Below are 3484 nucleotides of genomic sequence, written 5' to 3'. Positions count from 1 at the left end.
GCGCCGAAGCTGGGCGTCGAGCTGGCTCATCGAATAGGGCCGGCCATACCCAAAAGGCGTCTTGTCCGACCGCGACCAGAGACCGGACCGGTTCGGCACGATAAACAGCGCCCGCCCCCCGGGCCCCAGCACCCGCCAGCATTCGTCCAGCAGGGCGGTCGGGTGTTCCGATGTCTCAAGCCCGTGCATCAGAACCAGCCGGTCGACCATGCCCGTATCTATCGGCCACTGGGTTTCCTCGCACAGGACCGAGACATTCTCCATCCCCGCAGGCCAGGGCATCACCCCCTGCGGACCCGGCATCAGCCCGATGACCCGACGCGACACTTCAAGATAGGGGCGCAGAAGCGGCACCGCGAACCCATACCCAACGACGGTCTGCCCCTTGGACGGCGCCCACAAGGCAGTGACCTGATCCCGGATCGCCTTCTGCGCGACGCGGCCAAGCTGCGTCCTGTAATAGAAATTCCTGAGGTCCAGTACGTCGAGATGCATTGCGTCCGCCGCGTCATTCGGCAAAAGTTGCGCTGAGCATACCCAATCGAGACCGAAACGCCATGGCTCTGGAACTTGTCACCATACCCTGTCTTTCGGATAACTATGCCTATCTGGCGCATGACGCCGCAACCGGCGCGACGGCGGTCGTCGATGTACCCGAAGCCGCGCCGATCCTGAACGCTTTGCGCGAACGCGGCTGGCGGGCGAGCCATATCCTGATCACCCATCACCACAGCGACCATATCGATGGCGTCGCCACCCTTGCCGCGGCGACCGGCGCCCGGGTCATCGGCGCGGCCGCTGATGCGCACCGGCTGCCGCCGCTGGACGAGGCAGTAAACCCCGGCGATACGATCCGTATCGGTATGGCCCGTGGCACGGTTCTCAATGTCTCCGGCCACACGGTCGGCCATGTCGCCTTTCATTTCCCCGACTCGAAACTCGCCTTCACCGCCGACAGCCTCATGGCGCTCGGTTGCGGGCGGCTGTTCGAGGGGACAGCGGCACAGATGTGGGCAAGCCTGTGCAAACTCGCGCAATTGCCGCCCGACACGCTCGTCTGCTCAGGCCATGAATACACCGCCGCCAATGCCCGCTTCGCACTGACCATTGAACCCGGCAATGCAGCACTTATATCCCGGGTCGAGGCGATCACGGCGGCACGGGAGAAGGGACAGCCAACCGTACCCTCGCTCCTGTCGGACGAACTGGCAACGAATCCCTTCCTCCGCGCCAATCTGCCCGAGGTGAAATCGGCGCTCGGGATGGAAACAGCGGACGATGAAGCGGTCTTCGCGGAAATCCGGTCGCGCAAGGATCGTTTCTGAACGCTCACCCGGAATTTACCAAACGCTGACAATCCCGTCAGAAAACAGCGAATTCCGATCACAAATTGCGTCTCTTCGGACGGATTTCCAGTTTTCTCCGAGAAAACACTTGAAGCTGCCCGAATTCCACCGAACTTTAATTCTATGAGGCGAGAGTGGGCACGGGAATGTTGCCCAACCTGCTGGAAGGAAAGGAGCACGAAGGTGCCGTCATTTTCGAACACGCTTGAACAGGCCATCCATGCGGCGCTCGCGCTTGCCAATGCGCGCCGGCATGAACTTGCAACCCTCGAACATCTGCTGCTTGCGCTGATTGACGAGCCTGAGGCCGCAAAGGTGATGCGTGCCTGTTCGGTCGATATCGACGCCCTGCGCCAAACGCTGGTCGAATTCATCGACGACGATCTATCGACCCTGGTGACAGATGTCGAAGGCTCCGAAGCAGTTCCGACCGCCGCCTTCCAGCGCGTGATTCAGCGTGCCGCGATCCATGTCCAGTCCTCTGGCCGGACCGAAGTGACAGGCGCCAATGTTCTTGTCGCGATCTTCGCCGAACGCGAATCGAACGCCGCCTATTTCCTGCAGGAACAGGACATGACGCGTTACGACGCGGTGAACTTCATCGCCCATGGTGTCGCCAAGGATCCGTCCTTTGGCGAAACCCGCCCCGTCAGCGGCGCGCAGGACCATGAGGAACACGGGACCCAGACCGATGGTGAGGACAAGGAATCGGCGCTGGCGAAATACTGCGTTGACCTGAACACCAAATCGAAGAAGGGCGATGTCGATCCCCTGATCGGCCGCGAACAGGAAATTGAGCGCTGCATTCAGGTGCTCTGCCGCCGCCGCAAGAACAACCCGCTGCTGGTCGGTGACCCGGGCGTCGGCAAAACCGCCATCGCCGAAGGGCTCGCGCTGAAGATCACAAGGGGCGAAACGCCGGACGTGCTGTCCAATGCCACGATCTATTCGCTCGACATGGGTGCGCTTCTGGCGGGCACCCGCTATCGCGGCGATTTCGAGGAACGTCTGAAGGCGGTGGTGAAAGAACTGGAGGATCACCCCGATGCGATTCTCTTCATCGACGAAATCCACACGGTGATTGGCGCCGGTGCCACTTCGGGCGGCGCTATGGATGCCTCCAACCTCCTGAAGCCCGCGCTTCAGGGCGGCAAGCTGCGCTGCATGGGCTCCACCACCTACAAGGAATTCCGCCAGCACTTCGAAAAGGACCGCGCGCTTTCCCGCCGGTTCCAGAAGATCGACGTGAACGAGCCTTCCGTGGACGACACGATCAAGATCCTGATGGGGCTGAAGCCCTATTTCGAAAAGCATCACGATCTGCGCTACACGCATGACGCGATCAAGTCGGCAGTGGAACTTTCGTCGCGCTACATCCATGACCGCAAGCTGCCCGACAAGGCCATCGACGTGATCGATGAGGCGGGTGCCGCGCAGCATCTCGTGGCCGAATCGAAACGTCGCAAGACAATCAGCCCGAAAGAGATCGAGGCCGTCGTGGCCAAGATCGCCCGCATCCCGCCGAAGAATGTGTCGAAGGACGATGCCGAGGTGCTGAAGGATCTTGAAAAGACCCTCAAGCGCGTTGTGTTCGGTCAGGACAAGGCGATCGACGCGCTCTCCTCGGCGATCAAGCTCGCCCGCGCCGGTCTGCGCGAGCCGGAAAAACCCATCGGCAACTATCTCTTTGCCGGGCCCACAGGCGTCGGCAAGACCGAGGTGGCCAAGCAACTGGCCGACAGTCTCGGCGTGGAACTCCTGCGCTTCGACATGTCGGAATATATGGAGAAGCATGCGGTCAGCCGGCTGATAGGCGCGCCCCCGGGCTATGTCGGCTTCGATCAGGGCGGCATGCTGACCGACGGCATCGACCAGCACCCGCATTGCGTCCTCCTGCTCGACGAGATCGAAAAAGCGCATCCGGATGTCTACAACATCCTGCTGCAGGTGATGGATCACGGCAAACTGACCGACCATAACGGTCGCACGGTTGATTTCCGCAATGTGATCTTGATCATGACCTCGAATGCAGGCGCGATGGAACAGGCCCAATCGGCCATCGGCTTTGGCCGCGAACGCCGCACCGGCGAAGACACCGCAGCGATTGAGCGGACCTTCACGCCGGAATTCCGCAACCG

At 61.4% G+C, this 3484-nt stretch carries 3 protein-coding genes; 2 read left to right on the top strand and 1 reads right to left on the bottom strand.

Annotation, left to right across the window (positions count from 1 at the left end; all coding sequences use genetic code 11):
* A partial coding sequence (locus WBB85_RS03060; protein WP_432637151.1) for a class I SAM-dependent methyltransferase occupies positions 1 to 495 on the bottom strand: 495 nt, incomplete at its 3' end.
* Between the two features lie 62 nt (positions 496 to 557).
* Between WBB85_RS03060 and gloB the strand changes: the two genes are divergently transcribed.
* Both gloB and clpA read left to right on the top strand, forming a co-directional pair.
* On the top strand, positions 558 to 1325 hold the full coding sequence (gene gloB / locus WBB85_RS03055; protein ID WP_432637150.1) for a hydroxyacylglutathione hydrolase: 768 nt from the start codon (positions 558 to 560) through the stop codon (positions 1323 to 1325).
* A gap of 204 nt (positions 1326 to 1529) precedes the next feature.
* Positions 1530 to 3484, top strand: a 1955-nt coding sequence (clpA, locus tag WBB85_RS03050) for an ATP-dependent Clp protease ATP-binding subunit ClpA (protein ID WP_432637149.1), incomplete at its 3' end; no start/stop codon positions are given.

The organism is Albidovulum sp., assembly GCF_049646345.1.
In the GTDB taxonomy this organism is placed as follows: Bacteria; Pseudomonadota; Alphaproteobacteria; order Rhodobacterales; family Rhodobacteraceae; genus Albidovulum.
Note: the sequence above shows the minus strand (reverse complement) of the source record. Positions and strands in the feature narration are given on the sequence as shown.

Coding starts and splice junctions, on each gene's coding strand:
- gloB (WP_432637150.1), top strand. CDS start 558: ATGGCTCTGGAACTTGTCACCATACCCTGTCTTTCGGATAACTATGCC.